General features: G+C 55.6%; 20 protein-coding genes. 19 read left to right on the forward strand and 1 reads right to left on the reverse strand.

Annotated elements, in window-relative coordinates; genetic code table 11:
* The first annotated feature begins 91 nt into the window (after positions 1-91).
* The 9 genes from paaN to ERD84_RS09080 all read left to right on the forward strand — a co-directional run bounded on the left by paaN (position 92) and on the right by ERD84_RS09080 (position 9,771).
* Positions 92-1,756: a phenylacetic acid degradation protein PaaN gene (paaN, locus tag ERD84_RS09040; RefSeq protein ID WP_130039297.1), complete on the forward strand. Its 1,665-nt coding sequence runs from the start codon at positions 92-94 to the stop codon at positions 1,754-1,756.
* 17 nt (positions 1,757-1,773) lie between these two features.
* Positions 1,774-2,559, forward strand: coding sequence for a 2-(1,2-epoxy-1,2-dihydrophenyl)acetyl-CoA isomerase PaaG (gene paaG, locus ERD84_RS09045; protein WP_130039298.1), 786 nt, complete (start codon positions 1,774-1,776; stop codon positions 2,557-2,559).
* Positions 2,559-3,035 (forward strand): hydroxyphenylacetyl-CoA thioesterase PaaI, encoded by a 477-nt coding sequence (gene paaI / locus ERD84_RS09050; RefSeq protein WP_245150658.1) that lies wholly within the window; start codon positions 2,559-2,561, stop codon positions 3,033-3,035. The genes paaG and paaI overlap by 1 nt, the downstream gene beginning before the upstream one ends.
* A gap of 79 nt (positions 3,036-3,114) precedes the next feature.
* Positions 3,115-4,431: a phenylacetate--CoA ligase PaaK gene (gene paaK, locus ERD84_RS09055; protein WP_130039299.1), complete on the forward strand. Its 1,317-nt coding sequence runs from the start codon at positions 3,115-3,117 to the stop codon at positions 4,429-4,431.
* Between the two features lie 125 nt (positions 4,432-4,556).
* Positions 4,557-5,003 (forward strand): holo-ACP synthase, encoded by a 447-nt coding sequence (acpS, locus tag ERD84_RS09060; protein ID WP_130039300.1) that lies wholly within the window; start codon positions 4,557-4,559, stop codon positions 5,001-5,003.
* Complete coding sequence (gene nagZ, locus ERD84_RS09065) at positions 5,003-6,061, forward strand: beta-N-acetylhexosaminidase (protein WP_130039301.1); 1,059 nt, start codon at positions 5,003-5,005, stop codon at positions 6,059-6,061. Before acpS ends, nagZ begins: the two co-directional genes overlap by 1 nt.
* Positions 6,024-7,847, forward strand: coding sequence for an excinuclease ABC subunit UvrC (gene uvrC, locus ERD84_RS09070; RefSeq protein WP_130040010.1), 1,824 nt, complete (start codon positions 6,024-6,026; stop codon positions 7,845-7,847). Before nagZ ends, uvrC begins: the two co-directional genes overlap by 38 nt.
* Positions 7,848-7,862: 15 nt before the next feature.
* Positions 7,863-8,441, forward strand: a complete 579-nt coding sequence (gene pgsA, locus ERD84_RS09075; RefSeq protein WP_130039302.1) for a CDP-diacylglycerol--glycerol-3-phosphate 3-phosphatidyltransferase — start codon at positions 7,863-7,865, stop codon at positions 8,439-8,441.
* 43 nt (positions 8,442-8,484) lie between these two features.
* Positions 8,485-9,771: an MFS transporter gene (locus ERD84_RS09080; protein ID WP_130040011.1), complete on the forward strand. Its 1,287-nt coding sequence runs from the start codon at positions 8,485-8,487 to the stop codon at positions 9,769-9,771.
* 39 nt (positions 9,772-9,810) lie between these two features.
* On the opposite strand, the gene queF is transcribed toward ERD84_RS09080, so the two are convergent.
* On the reverse strand, positions 9,811-10,635 hold the full coding sequence (gene queF, locus ERD84_RS09085) for an NADPH-dependent 7-cyano-7-deazaguanine reductase QueF (RefSeq protein WP_130039303.1): 825 nt from the start codon (positions 10,633-10,635) through the stop codon (positions 9,811-9,813).
* Between the two features lie 328 nt (positions 10,636-10,963).
* On the opposite strand from queF, the gene aceA reads away from it, so the two are divergent.
* From aceA to ERD84_RS09135, 10 genes are all read left to right on the forward strand, one after another.
* On the forward strand, positions 10,964-12,289 hold the full coding sequence (gene aceA, locus ERD84_RS09090) for an isocitrate lyase (RefSeq protein ID WP_130039304.1): 1,326 nt from the start codon (positions 10,964-10,966) through the stop codon (positions 12,287-12,289).
* Between the two features lie 224 nt (positions 12,290-12,513).
* Positions 12,514-13,470 (forward strand): P-type ATPase actuator domain-containing protein, encoded by a 957-nt coding sequence (locus ERD84_RS09095; RefSeq protein WP_130039305.1) that lies wholly within the window; start codon positions 12,514-12,516, stop codon positions 13,468-13,470.
* Between the two features lie 9 nt (positions 13,471-13,479).
* Entirely contained in the window at positions 13,480-13,632 is a 153-nt protein-coding gene (gene ccoS / locus ERD84_RS09100; protein ID WP_130039306.1) for a cbb3-type cytochrome oxidase assembly protein CcoS, read from the forward strand.
* Positions 13,633-13,768: 136 nt separating this feature from the next.
* Positions 13,769-15,253 carry a cytochrome-c oxidase, cbb3-type subunit I gene (ccoN, locus tag ERD84_RS09105; protein WP_130039307.1) on the forward strand — a complete coding sequence of 495 codons (1,485 nt, stop codon included), beginning with the start codon at positions 13,769-13,771 and terminating at the stop codon, positions 15,251-15,253.
* A gap of 11 nt (positions 15,254-15,264) precedes the next feature.
* On the forward strand, positions 15,265-15,921 hold the full coding sequence (gene ccoO, locus ERD84_RS09110; protein WP_130039308.1) for a cytochrome-c oxidase, cbb3-type subunit II: 657 nt from the start codon (positions 15,265-15,267) through the stop codon (positions 15,919-15,921).
* Positions 15,922-16,095 carry a cbb3-type cytochrome oxidase subunit 3 gene (locus ERD84_RS09115; protein ID WP_130039309.1) on the forward strand — a complete coding sequence of 58 codons (174 nt, stop codon included), beginning with the start codon at positions 15,922-15,924 and terminating at the stop codon, positions 16,093-16,095.
* Complete coding sequence (gene ccoP / locus ERD84_RS09120) at positions 16,088-17,011, forward strand: cytochrome-c oxidase, cbb3-type subunit III (RefSeq protein ID WP_130039310.1); 924 nt, start codon at positions 16,088-16,090, stop codon at positions 17,009-17,011. Before ERD84_RS09115 ends, ccoP begins: the two co-directional genes overlap by 8 nt.
* Before the next feature lie 9 nt (positions 17,012-17,020).
* A complete protein-coding gene (gene ccoG, locus ERD84_RS09125) occupies positions 17,021-18,520 on the forward strand; it encodes a cytochrome c oxidase accessory protein CcoG (RefSeq protein WP_130039311.1) in 1,500 nt (499 codons plus the stop codon).
* 13 nt (positions 18,521-18,533) lie between these two features.
* Positions 18,534-18,773 carry a FixH family protein gene (locus tag ERD84_RS09130; RefSeq protein ID WP_130039312.1) on the forward strand — a complete coding sequence of 80 codons (240 nt, stop codon included), beginning with the start codon at positions 18,534-18,536 and terminating at the stop codon, positions 18,771-18,773.
* Between the two features lie 28 nt (positions 18,774-18,801).
* Positions 18,802-19,056 (forward strand): hypothetical protein, encoded by a 255-nt coding sequence (locus ERD84_RS09135; RefSeq protein WP_167667372.1) that lies wholly within the window; start codon positions 18,802-18,804, stop codon positions 19,054-19,056.
* Positions 19,057-19,066: the final 10 nt, after the last annotated feature.

Raw genomic sequence — 19,066 nt, forward strand, 5'->3', positions numbered from 1 at the left:
AAAACAGCCATACCATGATTTTGATTTTTCCTTTAAATTTGAACAAAGCCTTGATCTCCTGAAGTGGAGTGGCGTACTAGGAGCAAAAACAGTGTCCACCGATTTTTTCAAGACTCACGGTGATGTCCTTGAGCAGGCCGTTGCTGCGGCTGCAACACGCGGTTATTGGAGCCCATTTTCCGAATCGCCCAGCCCGCGAGCCTATGGTGAAACTGCCAATGATGAGGGCAAGGCGGCTTTTGATGCCTATTGCAATAATGACTTCCCTTTGCATCAGGAAGGCGCAAGCGGCAGCACCGGCAACGAAGCATCGCCTTTCGGGTTTGCCTTGGGTATTCGCTACCCCCAGGTGCCTGCGTCTACGCTCATCAACAGCTCGCAAGCGGCACTTGAGTCCTGGCGTGAGGCCGGCCCTCAGGCCTGGGTGGGCGTGGCGCTGGAAATTCTGCATAGACTGAATCGACGCAGCTTTGAAATGGCTTATGCAGTGCAGCACACAACAGGGCAGGGCTTTATGATGGCCTTCCAGGCAGGGGGGCCACATGCGCAAGACCGCGGCCTCGAGGCAGTGGCCTACGCCTGGCAGGAAATGGCGCGTATTCCAGGCTTGGCCAGTTGGGAAAAGCCGCAGGGCAAGCACGATCCCATCAAGATGCAGAAACGGTTTACTGTTGTACCGCGTGGCATTGCCCTAGTGATAGGTTGCTCTACCTTTCCAACCTGGAATGCCTACCCGGGTCTGTTTGCAAGTCTGGCTACGGGTAACACCTTGATAGTGAAGCCTCACCCGGGGGCTATTTTGCCGCTGGCAATCACTGTAAAAATCGCACGCGAAGTCCTGGCTGAGGCGGGCTTCAATCCCAATGTTGTGCAGTTGGCTGCGCATTCGGTCACTGACGATACCGCTCAGGCGCTGGCCCTGGACCCCGCAGTCAGGCTTATAGATTTTACGGGTAGCAGCGCCAATGGCGATTGGCTCGAGCAAAATGCCCGCCAGGCCCAGGTCTATACCGAGAAAGCAGGCGTCAATCAAGTCATCATCGATTCCGTCGATGATTTTAAAAGTGTGGCACGCAATCTGGCGTTTTCATTCTCCCTGTATTCCGGCCAGATGTGTACAGCGCCGCAAAATGTATATGTACCGCGTGATGGCATCCAGACGGCCGACGGCCGCATGAGCTTCGATGAGGTTGCCGCAGGCCTGGCCCAGGCCGTGGAGAAACTGGTGTCCGACCCGGCCCGCGCGGTCGAGATTACCGGCGCCATCCAGAACGATGGCATCGCCCGGCGGGTGGCTGAGGCTCGTGCCTTAGGCTTGCCCATACTGTGCGATAGCAGGCAACTCGAACATCCACAGTTCGAACAGGCCAATGTGCACACCCCCTTGTTACTCAAGACCGATGCCAGCCATTCCGCTATCCAGCGTGAGTGGTTTGGACCTATCGCCTTTGTAGTGGCTACCGACTCTACCGAGAGCAGCATCAAGCTGGCCCAGCAAACCGTCATTGACCACGGCGCCTTGTCGCTTGCTGTCTATTCCACAGACGATGCGGTGCTCGAACAGACGCGTAAAGCGTCAGAGCGTGCTGGCGTATCGCTTTCAGTGAATTTGACGGGCGCCGTCTTCGTGAACCAGACGGCAGCCTTCAGCGATTTTCATGGCACGGGGGCCAATCCCGCTGCCAATGCCGCTTTATCCGATTCGGCCTATGTCGCCAATCGTTTCCGCGTCGTACAAACCCGTTGGCACGCATAACCGCTATTGGAGTTTCCATGCAGTATGAAAATATCGAGTTCAGCCTTAATGACGGCATAGCCCGTGTGACATTGAACCGTCCCGACAAGCTGAATAGCTTCAACGTCGCCATGCATAACGAGCTGGCGCATGCATTGGGCGTGATCGAGGCTCAAGGTGCCCGCGTGCTGATACTGACGGGTAATGGGCGTGGTTTTTGTGCGGGGCAGGATCTTTCCGAAGGGCAGATGAGCCGTGCGAATGAAGTCGACCTGGGCCAGACCATAGATAAATACTACGCGCCACTGGTTCGGCGCCTGCATGCCTTGCCCATGCCCGTTGTAGTTGGCGTAAACGGTGTGGCTGCAGGGGCTGGGGCAAACCTGGCCCTGGCCGGCGATATTGTCATTGCCAAGCAAAGCGCCAGTTTCATCCAGCCGTTTTGCCGTCTGGGCTTATTGCCGGATACCGGCGGTACGTATGTCTTGCCTCGGCTGGTGGGTCGGGCCAGAGCGATGGGGCTGTCTTTGTTGGGTGACAAGCTAAGCGCTCAGCAGGCCGAGCAATGGGGTCTGATCTGGGAATGTGTCTCCGATGACGCCTTCCAGGTCCGTCTGGATGAATTGGCCAGGCATTTCGCCGCTGCGGCGACCAAGGGCTTGGCCTACACGAAGCGAGCCTTGAACGAGAGTCTGAGCAATACGCTGGATGAACAATTGGATCTTGAGCGTGACCTGATGCGTGAATTGGGTGCCAGCCAGGATTACGCTGAAGGCGTTTCGGCCTTTCTGGAAAAACGTCCGGCTGTTTTCAAGGGAAACTGATGAACTCCATGTCAGCCAGTGTTAACGAGCAGACCGAAGATACCTTGCCCGAGAATCCTCAGGCTTTGGCAGAGCTGACCGCGCGTGTCATGTATGCCAATGACCCTGCCTCGCAAGCCCTGGGCATGCATATCGTATCCGTGGCTCCTGGTCAGGCGAGCATGAGCATGCCAGTGCGGGCCGATATGCTGAATGGTCATAAAACCTGCCATGGTGGCTTCATTTTTGCGCTGGCCGACAGTAGCTTTGCGTTTGCCTGCAACTCGCGTAATGCCGCAACAGTGGCTGCAGGCTGCACCATAGATTATCTGGCGCCAGCATTCGAGGGTGACGTGCTCACCGCCAACGCCGCCGAATATTCACTGTCTGGTCGAACTGGTGTCTATGACGTCCAGGTCACCAACCAAGAGGGCAAGCGCATTGCCATTTTCCGAGGGCGCTCGTATCGCATCAAGGGACAGGTGGTTGGTGACTGATGCTGTAGTGCGCATGCGTTGCTTTGTCGACGCGTATAAAAATAAATCATTTTGAATAACAAAAAGGTAGGAGCCGAAAATGTCTGAAGCCAAGTTGTCGAACGCCGGCCGCGACGCTATCGAGCATGCGAGTGTGGATGAGCTGCAAAGCTTGCAGCTGGAGCGTATGAAGTGGACGTTGAGGCACGCTTATCAAAATGTGCCTCATTACAAAAAGGCGTTTGATGCGGCGGGCATCCATCCCGACGATCTGAAGCAGCTATCGGATATATCCCGATTTCCACTGACCAGCAAACAGGATTTACGCGATAACTATCCCTTCAATATGTTCGCCGTGCCGCGTGAGCAGATTGTGCGTATTCATGCGTCCAGCGGAACCACTGGCAAGCCTACCGTGGTGGGCTATACGGCCAGGGACATCGATAACTGGGCCGATCTTGTGGCGCGGTCGATTTGGGCTGGCGGTGGCCGTCCAGGCGATATTGCACATGTGGCCTATGGCTATGGCTTGTTTACAGGCGGGTTGGGGGCGCACTATGGCGCCGAGAGGCTGGGTTGCAGTGTGGTGCCGATGTCTGGCGGGCAAACTGAAAAGCAGGTGCAGCTGATACGCGACTTTGAGCCGTCCATCATCATGGTGACGCCATCGTATTTCTGCAATCTTATCGAGGAGATGCAGCGCCAGGGTATGGACCCCGCTTCAAGCTCCCTGCGTATAGGAATTTTTGGCGCCGAACCCTGGACGGGGCAGATGCGCGCGGATATCGAGCAACGCACGGGAATAGACGCGGTTGATATCTATGGTTTGTCGGAAGTGATGGGGCCGGGCGTGGCCATGGAGTGTGTCGAGTCCAAGGACGGCCCAGTGGTGTGGGAGGATCATTTCTATCCGGAGATCATCGATCCTGTTACGGGCGAGGTGCTGCCCGATGGGCAGGAAGGCGAGCTTGTCTTTACGTCACTGACCAAAGAGGGCATGCCGGTGATTCGTTACCGTACGCGTGACCTGACCCGTTTGTTGCCGCCGACGTCGCGCAGCATGCGTCGTATCGACAAGATTACGGGCCGCAGCGACGATATGTTGATTGTTCGAGGGGTTAATCTGTTCCCAACTCAGGTCGAAGAAGTAGTCCTGAAGATCCCAGAGTTGGCCGCGCAGTATCAACTGGTATTGACGCGTAGCGGCAATCTTGATGAACTCGAAATTCTGACCGAGGTGCGTCCCGAGTTCGATCACTTGAGTGTTGCTGCGCGGGATGTGATTGCCGATAAGCTGCGACATGCGGTGAAGACGTATATAGGGGTGTCGGCGCGCGTGACGGTGCAGACGGCGGGGCTGGTTGAGCGTACGCTGACGGGTAAGGCGCGTCGGGTACTGGATAAACGGGCGAAGTAGGCTGTTATTGCCTTATCTGTGCTCCAGACAACGTCATTGAAACCGCATAGATATGAACGAAGCATTATCCCCATTCGACAAGGTATCATTCCAAGTTCGAGAGGTATCGTGGACGGATATTGATAATGGAAGCGGCAGCGGTTCCGGGCATAGCGGGTATTGGCGTTGATTTGCTGCGGCTGGACCGCATCGAAGGGGTGTATGCGCGTCACGGAGAAAAATTCGTACGCCGTATTCTGGGCCCACAGGAAATCGAAAAATTCCGGCTGCGCAGCCAACGTGATCCTCAACGCGGCATACGCTTCCTGGCAACACGCTTTGCCGCCAAAGAGGCGTTTTCCAAAGCCATAGGCCTGGGCATGCACAGCCCCATGGCATGGTCACGCATGCAAACCCTGAACGAACCCGGTGGCAAGCCGCGTGTACAGTTGTCAGAACCTTTGGCCAGCTGGTATGCGGAGCGCTTTGGCAAAGCCCATATCTCAGTCACAGACGAAACTGATACAGTAGCGGCCTTTGTCGTCGTCGAGGCGCTGAACCTGATACCCAGGAATTTAACGGAAACAAATTAATGACAGACAGCCCTATGCTTAAGAGCTTGCCGCCTGGCCCGGTTATGGTGGATGTGGAAGGCACAGTACTTACTCACCACGAGCGTGAGCGCCTGCGCAATCCCCTGGTGGGCGGGGTGATCTTATTTGCACGTAATTTTGATCATCGTGAGCAGCTCACCGCCTTATGCCAGGCCATTCATGCCGAACGCGATGAGCCGTTGTTGATCGCCGTCGATCACGAGGGCGGCCGCGTACAGCGTTTTCGTACGGATGGCTTTACCTCCATTCCGGCCATGAGTGTTTTTGGTGAGCTCTGGTCGCAAGATTCCCTGGCAGCCATGCGGTTGGCGTCCGAGGCGGGGTACGTACTGGGGGCCGAATTGCGCGCTTGCGGCGTGGATCTTAGTTTTACCCCCGTGCTCGATCTCGATTACGGTGTCAGCAAAGTGATAGGCAACCGTTCCTTCCATCGCGATCCACGGGTGGTGTCCATGCTGGCCAGGGCACTGATACAAGGCCTGATGCTGTCGGGTATGGCGGCTTGCGGCAAGCATTTTCCGGGCCATGGGGCGGTCGAGGCGGATTCCCATCACGAGATTCCAGTCGATACACGCAGTTTCGAAGAAATCATGCAGGAAGATGCGGCACCGTATGGCTGGCTGGGCGATATGATACTGCCATCGGTCATGCCCGCCCATGTCATCTATTCGCAAGTAGATCCGCAGCCGGCTGGCTTTTCCCATCACTGGATACAGCAAGTGTTGCGGCAAGACCTGGCTTACGATGGAGTGGTCTTTTCGGACGACCTGACCATGGAAGGTGCTACCGTGGCCGGCGATATTCTGGCGCGGGCCGAGGCTGCCTTGGGAGCAGGTTGCGACATGGTATTGGTATGCAATCGTCCCGACCTGGCCGATGAACTGCTGTCACGCCTGAATACCGAGCACGATGCAGCGTCGGTACAGCGCATACGCCGCCTGATGCCGGCCAGTGTTGCGCCGGGCTGGGATGCCCTGCAGGCTGATGAACGATACCAATATGCCAGACGACTTCAATCTCAAATCGTTTCTGGCTGACCTGCCGCACCTTCCAGGTGTTTATCGGCATCTGGATGCCGAAGGGACGGTGCTGTATGTAGGGAAGGCGCGCGATTTGAAAAAGCGCGTCAGTTCGTACTTTCAGAAAACACCAAGCAGTCCGCGCATCGCCCACATGGTGGCGCGGGTAGAGCGGCTGGAGGTCACGATTACACGCTCCGAGGCCGAGGCCTTGCTGCTGGAAAACAATCTGATCAAGCGCCTGAAGCCGCGCTACAACATTTTGTTCAGGGACGACAAATCTTATCCCTACCTGATGTTCAGTGGTCACCAGACACCTCGCATTGCTTATTATCGTGGTAGTACCAGCGGCAAAGGGCGGTTCTTTGGGCCTTATCCCAATGCCTGGGCCGTGCGGGAAACGATACAGATACTGCAACGGGTATTTCGCCTGCGTACCTGTGAAGACAGCGTCTTTGCCAATCGTTCACGACCTTGCCTGCTGTATCAGATCGGGCGTTGTTCCGCACCTTGTGTAAACCTGATTTCTGCCGAGGATTATCAGGCGGATGTCGATCGTGCCATTCAGTTTCTGGATGGCCGGGCCAATGAGGTCATGCGCGATATTGAGCAGCGCATGCATCAGGCATCCGAGGCGCTTGAATTCGAGAAAGCTGCTGTGTTGCGGGATCAGGTAGCTGCGTTGGCCAAGGTATTGCAGCAACAATCGATGGAAAAGGTGGGCAATGACGATGTCGATGTCATTGCGGTAGCCGCGGCGGGCGGCCGGATTTGTGTCAACCTTGCCATGGTGCGAGGTGGCCGTCATTTGGGTGACAAGCCATTCTTTCCCACCCATACACTGGACGACAACCCCACGGACGTCCTGGCGGCCTTTGTGGCCCAGCACTATCTCGATAATGCCATGCCGGCCGTCCTGGTCTGCTCGCATGTCTTACCTGATCCCGACCTGATCAAGCTGCTGGCTGAGCAAACCGGGACCAAGGCCCGGGTACTGGTCAGGCCGCAAGGGTTGCGCAAAATCTGGCTTGAACAGGCGGTCAAGAACGCCGAGTTAGCCCTGGCCCGACTGCTGACCGAATCCAGTGCGCGCGTGGCACGTACGATGGCGTTGGCCACGGCGTTGGACATGGATACCGACGAAGCCGCCCTGGATGTCATGCACATAGAATGTTTTGACATCAGTCATACCGCGGGAGAGGCCACCCAGGCCTCGTGTGTGGTGTACAAGCATCATGATATGCAGCCATCCTTGTATCGCCGATACAACATTGCAGGTATCACCCCGGGTGACGATTATGCGGCGATGAGGCAAGTGCTGACCCGGCGATTCAGCCGAGTCGCGGACGGGCAGGCAGAGATGCCCAGTGTCGTGCTTATCGATGGCGGAAAGGGGCAGGTCGAGGTGGCCAGGCAAGTTTTTGTTGAACTGGGCCTGGATGCGCATACGATAGTCGGTGTTGCCAAGGGTGAAGGCCGTAAGGTGGGCCTGGAGACGCTGGTATTTGTTGATGGCAGAGAGTCTGTCGCCCTGGGGATTGAGTCGGCGGCGCTCATGCTGGTGGCGCAAATCCGCGACGAGGCGCATCGGTTCGCCATTACCGGCATGCGTGCGCAACGAGCTAAGGCGCGCAATGTGTCTCGTCTTGAAGAGATCGAAGGCATAGGCGCCAAGCGACGCCAGAAATTGCTGGCACGCTTTGGTGGATTCACGGGTGTTGTCGACGCCAGCGTCGACGATCTCAGGTCAGTAGAAGGAATTTCAGATGAACTGGCAGAACGTATCTATCAGGCGCTCCGATAGGGTAGTATTCAGCTTATGCCTATGAACTTACCTATTGCCCTGACGTGGCTGCGCATCGCCATGATCCCGCTGATCGTCGGGCTGTTTTATATTCCCGTCGACTGGATATCCATTCCGGTCCGTGATGCTGTGGCAGCGTTTGCGTTCATTGTTGCTGCCCTGACTGACTGGTTCGACGGCTGGCTGGCCCGGCGCTGGAATCAAACTTCCTCATTTGGCGCTTTCCTCGATCCCGTTGCCGACAAATTAATGGTTTGCGCGGCACTGCTTATTTTGCTCGACTTGAGCCGCGTCGATTCCTTTATTGCGCTTATCATCATAGGCCGTGAAATCACTATTTCTGCCTTGCGCGAATGGATGGCCAAGATTGGCGCCAGCGGCAGCGTGGCGGTGCATCGTCTTGGCAAATTCAAGACGGCTGCGCAAATGATAGCGATACCGTGTTTGTTGTACTGGCAGCCGCTGTATGGGGTTTCGCTGCAGCTGGTTGGCCAGATTCTGATCGTGATCGCCGCCATCCTGACGGTCTGGTCCATGTGCTACTACCTGCGTCGCGCGTGGCCTGAAATACGCGATCGCGCCGACAGGCGCTGAGGCGCGTCCAAGGCAGGAAAGAGACTTCCGAGACGTAAAAATGATGGCTCTAGATCTGGAGACCCAAAAAGAAAACCGGGCACTGAAGCGCAAAGACTGGAAAATCATCAGTCTGATAGGGTCGGCGCACGCTTGCTCGCATTTTTTTCAATTGGTGTTCCCCACACTGTATCTGTCGCTGGCTCACGAGTATGGCTACGATTTCGCTAGGCTGGGGTTGCTTGCCACCGTGTTTTTCCTGGTGTCATGTTTTGGTCAGGCCTCCTCGGGTTTTATCGTCGATCGAATCGGCCCGGCTCCGGTGCTACGTTTCGGTCTTGCATGTTTTGTGTTGTCGGGCGTCCTGATCGCCACCTCCAATGGCTATACCATGCTGCTGTTGGCTGCCGCAATTGGCGGTATTGGTAATTCCGTTTTCCATCCCGTCGATTATTCCATTATCAACCATCGCGTCAGCCCGCAGCGGCTAGGACATGCTTTCAGCACGCACGGCCTGACGGGTAACCTGGGCTGGGCCCTGACGCCGGTATTCATGGCTGCCCTCATTTATTTGGCCAACTGGCGGGTAGCTGCATTTGGCGCTTCGGCGCTAGTGGCTTTTGTGCTTTTCCTGACATGGCTAGGCCGTAACCTCCTGGCGGGCAAGAATACCGCCATGGCACCGGCAATCGATACCAGTGCCACGCCACAAACTGACCTGTCTCAGCAAACAGTAGGGCAGACGCTGGCCACCCTGCTGGTGCAACCGGCACTTTGGGGCGCTTTTCTGTTTTTTGCCTTTACCTCCATGGCTTTGTCGGCGGTGCAAAACTACACTATACCCATGCTGGGCGATGTCTATGGCATAGACAAGGTGCTGGCGGGCACGACTTTGTCCGGCTATATGATTGCTGCAGCACTGGGAATGGTGGCAGGGGGGTTCCTGGTTGGCGCAACCCCTAATACCGAGCGTACGGTGGCTGTTTCCCTGTTGTTGGCTGGCGGTTTGCTGGTAGTGCTGGCCATTGGCGGTGTGCCTCCGGCGTTTGCCATGGCATTGGTGGGTCTGGCAGGATTTTGCTCTGGCGTATCCGCTCCGTCTCGAGACATGCTCATACGGCGTGTCACCCCAAAAGGGGCGACCGGTACCGTGTATGGCCTGGTTTATTCAGGCATGGATGTCGGTTCGTCGCTGGCCCCGGTAGGCTTCGGTCTAATGCTTGATGCGGGATTCACCCAGGGGCCATGGTTTGGTGCGGCTGCGGGTTTTATGCTCGCGGCAGGCCTGGCAGTGCTGGTGGCCAAATCTGCCAGTCGTGGCGTTTTGCCCGCCACCCCCGCACGGGCCTGAAACGGCTCTTATATCAGGTCGGCTTCTTGGCAAGCTGAATTATTGCCGTGCCGTCCTGGCATGGCTGACATGGGCCGGCTCACTGCTGCGCCAAGGGTTGATATCCAGACCACCACGACGGGTATAGCGCGCGTACACAAATAAAGAGGTCGGCTTACAAGCCTGCCAGATGTCGCAATACATTTTTTCGACACAGTGTTCGTGAAATTCCGTGTGCCGGCGTAGCGACACAATGTACCGGAGCAGCGCGTCCCGATCAATTTGCAAGCCGGTATAACGTACTTGAACACTGCCCCAGTCTGGCTGGCCGGTAACGGGGCAGTTGGACTTCAGCAGATCGGATACCAGAGTTTCACTGATGTTTTTGCCTGCCGGCAAGCATTGCAACAGACCAGGAGTAGGCTCGTAGGTGGAAATTTCAATATCGGTGTCGTCAATATTGATTCCTTCCATTGAGCCATATTCCAGCGCCGGTGGCTGGGAGAGTGGGTTTAATTCAATATTTACATCTGCCCCTGCCGCCAGACTCAAGTCAGCCTGCATAATTGTGCGCACGGTGTTTGTGCTATCGAATCGCTCCTCGCTAAAGGAGTTCAAGTAGAGTTTGAACGATTTGGATTCGACCAGCCGCGGGCTGTTCTGCGGAAATATGAAGCGTGCCAAAGCAACGACGGGCTTGCCTTTGGGCGTAAGCCATGACACCTCGTAGGCATTCCAGATATCAGCCCCATACCAGCTTTCAGGGAGGGAGAGCGCAGCCCGATTGGTGCTGCGGTCAATAGGAAAAAGAAGGCTGGCATCGTAGGCGTCGGGATAGGAAATCTCGCGGCCTAGCGGCGCCTTGACGAGAGCAGGGTCGTGCATGATGGTAACTATCAAATAAAAAGGGGAAAGTGCGTGTTGTGGGCGCGCTTGAGCGGATAAGCAAACCTGATTGTACTTGCCACCGCGTTCATACCGTATGGTGAAAGATGCATTTCAGATTATGAAATTTTCTTGTTGCGACGCAAGATCAACCATTTCATAGGGAAAAATATTATCCCGTATTATAAAAAAATATTTTTAAGTCATTGTTATTAAAAAATAATATTTTTAGTCTTATATAAGACAAAAGCCGTATGTGCTTCGCAGCAAACGCGTAGACTTTCCTCATGAATTTCAGGTTTCTTTTTTACTTTTAAGGAGCAACATCATGACGACACGGGAAAATGAAATACGCAGTTTGCAGAAAGCCTGGGCTGAAGACAGCCGTTGGCAGGGCATCAAGCGCGGTTATGGTGCCGAAGACGTGATCCGTCTGCGTGGTTCGGTGCAGGTCGAGCATACCTTGGCTCGTCGTGGCGCCGAGAAACTGTGGGGCCTGCTGCATTCCGAACCCTTTGTAAACTCCTTGGGAGCGCTGACGGGCAACCAGGCCATGCAGCAGGTCAAGGCAGGGCTAAAGGCCATTTATCTGTCGGGCTGGCAGGTTGCGGGCGATGCCAATGGGGCTGGTGAGATGTATCCCGATCAGTCCTTGTATCCGGCCAATTCTGTGCCGCAAGTGGTCAGGCGCATTAATAATGCGTTGGCCCGATGCGATCAAATCCAGTGGATGGAAGGCAAGAATCCTCAGGATCCCGGCTATCTGGATTACTTCGCCCCCATTGTTGCCGATGCCGAAGCAGGCTTTGGCGGCGTGCTGAATGCCTTCGAATTGATGAAAGCCATGATTGAAGCTGGTGCCGCGGGCGTGCACTTTGAAGATCAACTGGCTTCTGTTAAGAAATGCGGCCATATGGGCGGTAAAGTGCTGGTGCCCACGCGCGACGCTGTGGCCAAGCTGGTGTCGGCTCGTCTGGCCGCCGATGTGCTGGGGGTACCCACATTGTTGCTGGCACGCACCGATGCCGATGCGGCCGACCTGGTCACCAGTGATATTGACGAAAATGACCGCCCCTTCATTACCGGGGAGCGCACGGTTGAAGGTTTCTTCCGTACGCGTGCTGGTATTGAACAAGGTATTTCGCGGGGCTTGGCCTATGCGCCTTACGCCGACCTGTTGTGGTGCGAAACGTCCACGCCCAATCTCGAGTATGCCCGTCAGTTTGCTGAAGCCATACACCGTCAGTTCCCCGGAAAGCTTCTGGCCTACAACTGCTCGCCTTCATTCAATTGGAAGAAAAATCTTGATGATGCAACGGTGGCCAAGTTCCAGCGGGAGCTGGGCGCCATGGGCTACAAGTTCCAGTTCATTACCCTGGCGGGTTTCCATGCCTTGAACTATGGCATGTTTGAGCTGGCACATGGTTATGCCCGTCGCCAGATGAGTGCTTTCGTTGAACTGCAGCAGAAAGAATTTGCGGCGACTGAATTGGGCTTTACCGCTGTCAAGCATCAGCGTGAGGTGGGTACTGGCTATTTCGATGCTGTCACACAGGCTATCGAAGGCGGGCAATCGTCCACCACAGCACTGACTGGATCGACCGAAGAGGCCCAGTTCGAAACACAGGGGGCGAACGAAAGGAAGGTGGCCTGATGACCCATCCGGCGGGTTGTTTGTTTCGTGAGTGACATAATGGCTGCATAAGCATTTTTGCCTGTAGCCACGACTCGCCAGCCACGGCGTAAGAATATTGCAATGCGATGTTCTTACGCTTTTTTTGTTTTTCGTTGCTGCGAGGCCAACCGGTAAAACTCAGTCTTTTCAAAACCTTGATTTAAATCAAGCCATTCGCTGGGCCATTTGCTATATTCCCTTCCATGCGCGCATTTTCAATATTCTCCACACCCAGTGGCCTGTCGGATGGCGACCGCCAGAAGCGGCGGCATATGCTTGCCCGCATGGGGCTGGGATGGCTTGCCATGATGCAAGTCATGATGTTTGCCTTTCCGGGCTATTTGCGCTCGGAAAGTATGGCGCCCGAGAATCTCGAGCTGCTCGATCAAGCAATTTTTCTCATGAACTGGATCAGCCTGATCCTGACGGTACCCGTCATGCTGTATTGCGCCTGGCCGGTCTGGCAGGGTGCTTTCAACAGCCTGCGACGGGGCAGGGTGGGCATGGATGTACCCGTTGCCCTGGGCATTATTGCCGCATTCATTCCCAGTGCAGTCACTACCTGGACGGGTCACGGAGAGGTCTACTTTGATTCCGTCACCATGTTTGTGGCTTTCCTCTTGACCGCCCGCTACCTTGAGCTCTGTGCGCGGCAGTCTGTAGGGGGGGGCAAAGTACACCAAATGATCGAACAGTTTCGTATTTCGGTCTCTGTGCGTGCCAACCGTGTGGCATTCTGGTTTGTGCTGGTGCAACTAGTCCTGGCCTTTCTGGTCGGCGCCGTCTGGTATGTTTACGCGCCACAGCATGCCATTGCAGTGATGGTGGCCTTGCTGGTCATGAGCTGTCCCTGCGCCATGGCCATGGCCGTGCCCACGGCGGTAGCAGCGGCGCATGCGAGCTATTCGGCCGCTCCCGATGCGGCCCGCCTCAATACACTCCAACTGGTGCAGGCAACCGGCCTGATCGCCCGGCAAAATCTCTATGGAGCGGTAGCCTGGCACCTACTGATGACTCCGTTGGCAGCCTTTGGCTTGGTTGCGCCGTGGTTGGCGGCCATTACCATGCTGCTTTCGTCGCTTGCCGTCGCCGCTAACTCCTGGCGTTTGTACCGTAAGTACACGCGCCCGCATGACGGCTGGCAGGCCGCGGTGGCATAGGAGCTGACAATGGAAGCATCTCTGTTCTTGCTCTTACCGATTTCTCTGTTATTGGTGATTTTGATAGGCGTAGCGTTCTGGTGGGCTATTTTTTCGGGCCAGTTCGACAATACGAACCAGGCCGCCGAATCCATCCTGCACGATAACGATACCGACAGCTAAGTTCTTTATAAAGTGTGGCGCGAAAGCGTCAGTATTCGAGGCAAGCGGCTCTTCTTGTTGCAAGTCAAAGAGAGCAAGCCGCTCTTGCAGCAAGATGCTGGCGTCTCGCATTGTTTATTTGTTTTAGGGGAAGCTCATGGGCACGTCCGATACGATCGGAGCACAGGCCGAAGTCTTCAATTACCGTGTGGTCAGGCAGTTTACGATCGCCACGGTATTTTGGGGTGTTGTCGGCATGGCGGTCGGTGTACTGATCGCCGCGCAACTCATTTGGCCGGAGTTGAATTTCAATACACCGTGGTTTAGTTACGGGCGTCTGCGTCCGTTGCACACCAATGGTGTAATTTTCGCGTTTGGGGGCAGTGCATTGTTCGCCACTGCCTACTATGTCGTGCAGCGTACCTGTCAGGTGCGCTTGTTCAGTGACAAGCTGGCGGCCTTTACCTTCTGGGGCTGGCAAGTGGTTCTGGTTGCTGCGGTCATTACCCTTCCCCTGGGTTATACCAGCACCAAAGAATATGCCGAACTCGAATGGCCCATCGACGTCCTGATCACTCTGGTCTGGGTTGCGTTCGCCGTGGTGTTTTTTGGCACGATCGCCAAACGCCGGGTCAAGCATATTTACGTAGCCAACTGGTTCTTTGGCTCGTATATCCTGACCATCGCCGTCCTGCACATTTTCAACAACCTCGAGCTGCCTGTCAGTATGTGGAAGTCGTACTCGGTATATGCCGGTGTGCAGGATGCCATGGTGCAGTGGTGGTATGGCCACAATGCGGTGGGTTTCTTTCTGACTACCAGCTTCCTGGGCATGATGTATTACTTCGTGCCCAAGCAGGCCGAGCGTCCCATTTATTCGTACCGCCTTTCCATCGTGCACTTCTGGGCGCTGGCTTTCACCTATATGTGGGCGGGTCCGCACCATTTGCTGTATACCTCGCTGCCTGACTGGACCCAGACACTGGGCATGGCGCTGTCGCTGATTCTGCTGGCGCCGTCATGGGGCGGCATGATCAACGGCATCATGACGGTATCCGGAGCCTGGCACAAGCTGCGCACCGACCCCATCCTGAAGTTCCTGGTGGTGGCCCTGTCGTTCTACGGCATGTCGACCTTTGAAGGCTCGATGATGTCCATCCGCACGGTCAATGCCTTGTCGCACTATACCGACTGGACAATAGGCCACGTGCACTCCGGTGCCCTGGGCTGGGTGGCCATGATTACCTTCGGTTCTTTCTACTACATGATTCCACGCTTGTACGGCCGTACCTCCATGGCCAGCATGAAGCTGGTTGAGCTGCATTTCTGGGTTGCTACGCTGGGTGTGGTGCTGTACATCAGCTCGATGTGGATTGCCGGGGTCATGCAAGGCCTGATGTGGAGCGCCACGGGCGAAGACGGTACGCTCACTTACAGTTTCGTCGAGGCTGTCAAGGCAACTTACCCCTTCTACGCCATACGTTTGATGGGTGGTCTGCTGTTCCTGTCGGGTATGTGCATCATGGCCTGGAACACCTGGAAAACTGTCAAAGGTCAACCCAAGGTCAATCCGGCCGTGCCGCTGTACAGTCCTGACGCGCGCGATCCCGCTTTTATCGGTCCGGCTTCTGCGACGGCATAAGGAGAGCATAAATGACCAAGAAAAGTACCGGTTTTTCTCACAAGATGATTGAAACCAATGTTGGCCTGCTGATCATCCTGAGCATTGCCGTCATCTCTTTTGCTGGCCTGGCCCAGATTGTTCCGCTGTTCTTTCAGCACTCCACCACTCAGCCAACGCCGGGTGTAGAGCCCTACGAGCCGCTGAACCTGATTGGTCGCGACGTCTATATACGTGAAGGATGCGTAGGTTGCCATTCGCAACAGATCCGCATGCTCAGCTCAGAGGTGCAGCGCTACGGTCCTTATTCCCTGGCCGGAGAGTCCAGATACGACCATCCTTTCCTGTGGGGTTCCAAGCGCACTGGCCCTGACCTGGCGCGTGTTGGAAAACGCTATTCCGATGACTGGCATCGTGTGCATTTGCGTAATCCGCGTGATGTCGTCCAGGAATCGAATATGCCGGCCTATCCCTGGCTGCAGCACAACTCCGTTGAAAACGAAAATGTGCAGGACCGCATGAAGGTATTGCGCACGCTGGGCGTGCCTTATACCGACGAGCAAATCGACAAGGCCCCTGAGCAGCTCAAGGGCAAGACAGAAGAAGATGCGCTGATTGCCTACCTGCAAGGGCTGGGTGTGGCGGGTCGTGCTGCTGCTGCCAAAGCTGTGGCTGAAGGAGAACTGTAAATGGCCATGCTCAATGCGGTGGCGACGATTTTCGCCATGCTGACCTTTTTGGGAATAGTCTGGTGGGCGTTTTCACGAGGCCGGGCACAGGCCAATTACGACGCGTCCATGCTGCCTTTTAACGTCCCTGACGAAGGCGTCTCGAACAAGAATGAAGGGGGCTCTCATGAGTGATTTTGTCAGTAGCTTCTGGAGCTATTTCATCACCATTATCGCCGTGGGCGGTGTGGTTTTCTGTCTGTGGCTGCTGTATACGCAAAGGGCATGGCTCAAGCAATCCGCCCCAGAGGTCGAAGAAACCGGTCACGTCTGGGACGGTGATCTCACTGAATTCAATACACCGGTACCGCGCTGGTGGACGGTTTTCTATATTGGGCTTTGTGTTGCGGCTCTGGCCTTGTTCTTTTTGTATCCAGGGCTGGGGACATACAAAGGTTCGCTGGGCTATACCTCTGCGGGCCAGGTCAAGGCACAGCAAGAGGCGCTCAATGAGCGCATCAGGCCGGTGTATGAGCGTTACCAGAAAATGTCCATACCCGAGGTTGCGCATGACGCCGACGCACGGCAGATTGGACAGCGCTTGTTCCTGAATAATTGTGCCCAGTGTCACGGCTCCGACGCGCGGGGGGCCGCGAACTTTCCCAACCTGACTGACGGCGATTGGCTGTATGGTGGTGCTCCCGAGCAGATTCTGCAAACCATCACCAAAGGTCGTCACGGCATGATGCCGCCCTGGGCAGCCCAGATCAAGCCAGCCGAAGCTTCCGATATTGCCCAGTATGTGCGGTCCTTGTCCGGACTGGCAGCAGATTCCCTGCGGGTCGTGCCAGGCAAGCGCGGCTTCGATACATTCTGCGTGGCCTGCCATGGGGCGGAAGGCAAAGGCAACACAATGCTGGGCGCTCCCAACCTGACCGACAACGTCTGGCTGTACGGTAGCTCTGAAGCAACTATTGTGGAAACCATCCTTAACGGTCGTGTCAATATCATGCCCGCCCAAGAAGGCATTCTTACTGAGGATCAGATTCGTATGCTTACTGCATGGGTATGGGGTTTGAACAACCAGGATACGAAGACCACCACAAACTAAAGGTATTACATGAGTAGCAAACCACCCGTCAAGCTGGATCAAGAGCAATCTGCCGAAGCTGCGTCTGCCAGGCAGCGGCCCAGAGTCCGCAAGGCGGGGGGGACCTCTCCTCAGGTCGAGAAGGCCCTGTCGGAGGTCCGTCGCAAAATATATCCGCGGTCGGTGACGGGTATTTATGCGCGCTGGCGGGTCATTATGGTGTTCGCCACCCAACTGATCTTCTACGGCTTGCCCTGGCTGCAATGGAACGGACGCCAGGCTGTGTTGTTCGATCTGGCGGCCCGCAAGTTTTATCTTTTTGGCATGGTGCTTTGGCCGCAAGACGTGATCTATCTTGCGGTGCTCCTGGTAATTTCCGCTTTCGCGCTGTTTTTGTTCACGGCCATGGCGGGGCGGTTGTTTTGCGGCTATGCCTGTCCGCAAACGGTTTATACCGAAATCTTCATGTGGGTCGAACGCCGTATCGAGGGCGACCGACTTGCCCGCATACGACTCGACGAGCAACCCTGGAACGCCCGCAAGATAAGGCTCAAGGTCAGCAAGCACATTGTCTGGATCCTGATTGCCTGGTGGACGGGTTCCACCTTTATTGGCTATTTTGCTCCCATACGCGAACTTGGCATGGGTCTGCTGACACTGTCGCTGGGTCCATGGCAATGGTTTTGGATGGTGTTTTACGCCTTTGCTACCTGGGGTAATGCCGGCTTCATGCGTGAGGCGGTCTGCAAGTACATGTGCCCTTATGCGCGCTTTCAAAGCGTCATGGTGGATGATGATACCTTTGTGGTGACCTACGACCACGTGCGTGGCGAACCCCGAGGCGGACGCTCGCGCCGCGTTGATCACAAAGAAGCGGGCATGGGTGATTGTGTTGATTGCAGCCTGTGCGTACAAGTATGTCCAACCGGCATTGATATCCGTGATGGCTTGCAGTACATGTGCATAGGTTGCGGGGCCTGTGTCGATGCCTGTGACACGGTCATGGACAAGATGAATTACGATCGCGGCCTGATACGTTATACGTCGGGGCGCGCCATTACCGATGGCATGACACAAAGCCAGGTGCGCAAGCGCATGTTGCGCCCACGCGTACTGATCTACTCGGCCATATTGGGTCTTGTTGCAATCGCCTTTGTCGTTTCATTGGCCACGCGTACCACTCTGCGCATGGATATCATCCGTGATCGCGGTACATTGGGGCGCGAGGTTCCGGGTGGCATGATAGAAAACGTGTATCGCTTGCAGTTCATGAATGCATCAGAGTCGCCCATGACCCTCACTCTTGGTGTCACGGGTGTTCCTGAGTTGTCTGTCGCTACTGCAGACGGTGGAGCGACAATGGTGAAGATTGATGCTGCATCCAATAAAATGGTTCCTGTTGTAGTACGTGCGCCGGCAGGCCAGACTACTCCCGGTCTGCACGAAATCGAGTTGACAGCGATTGGCCAGTACCAAGAAGGCAATAGTATTTCTGTGGTCGAGCGCTCGAGCTTCTTTGTGCCGAAATAGCAAGGAAAACGTAATGTCACCCCAAACAGAAAAAACCGGCTTGTCAAGAAACCAGGATAAGGGCCCATGGTGGCGTGAACCCTGGCCCTGGATAATCATGGCTGGGCCGGCCATTGCCGTCATTGGGTGTATCATCACCATCGTGCTGGCGTTTCAGAATGCGGGCAACCAGGTCATCAAAGATGGCGGCATCAAACGCGGGCTGGTTGTCACCAAGCAAGTACAGGCGCCAGCTCCAGAACCTCAAAAATAGATTGTTTCAATACAACAGGAGACCGCTCATGCAGTATCGTTCGTTAATGTGGATTCTATGGCCGTCGTTCCTGATAGGCGCAGCAACCAGTGCAACCGTTTTTGCTCTGGTCGATCCACTGGACATCACCTTTTTGGGGTATTTGAAAGCCAGCAGGCAGCAGGTTTATGCCGGTGGTTTCTTTCTGTTCTGGTTGATGGCGGCGCTATCAAGTGCACTAACCCTGCATATGGCGCCGCGCGGACGTATCGTAGACGACTTTGGCGACCCAATAGAGGGCTAGGCGGTCAAAT

Origin of the sequence: Pollutimonas harenae (assembly GCF_004153685.1) — a bacterium.
Taxonomy (GTDB): Bacteria; Pseudomonadota; Gammaproteobacteria; order Burkholderiales; family Burkholderiaceae_B; genus Pusillimonas_C; species Pusillimonas_C harenae.